This window comes from Pseudoalteromonas sp. RB2-MNA-CIBAN-0110 (genome assembly GCF_040309305.1).
In the GTDB taxonomy this organism is placed as follows: Bacteria; Pseudomonadota; Gammaproteobacteria; order Enterobacterales; family Alteromonadaceae; genus Pseudoalteromonas; species Pseudoalteromonas arctica.
Genome location: NZ_JBEOOQ010000191.1, coordinates 1 through 270, shown reverse-complemented (window position 1 = coordinate 270; position 270 = coordinate 1). Strand labels below are relative to the sequence as shown.

The 270-nt window shown below is 40.4% G+C and carries 1 protein-coding gene; it reads left to right on the top strand.

Translation table 11 applies throughout. The features are described from left to right. A partial coding sequence (locus AAEY68_RS21125) for a peptidase dimerization domain-containing protein (RefSeq protein ID WP_350586835.1) occupies positions 1-270 on the top strand: 270 nt, incomplete at both ends.

Genomic DNA, 270 nt, shown 5'->3' with positions numbered 1-270 from the left:
ACTTTGCTCAGCAAAGCGATACTGCTGTCGCAATTAGTGTAAAAGGCGTATCGGCGCATTCATCAGAGCCAGAGTCGGGTGTTAACGCAATTGCTTATTTAGCCGAAATATTTAAAGGTCTAGTGCTTGAAAATAATAGCGATGGGCAGTTAATTAACTTTGTAAATCAGCTAATTGGTTTAGATATTCATGGCAAACAGTTTGGCGATATTGCCTATAAACATGATTTTATGGGGCCAATGACAGTGGCACCTACTGTGATTGAACGAG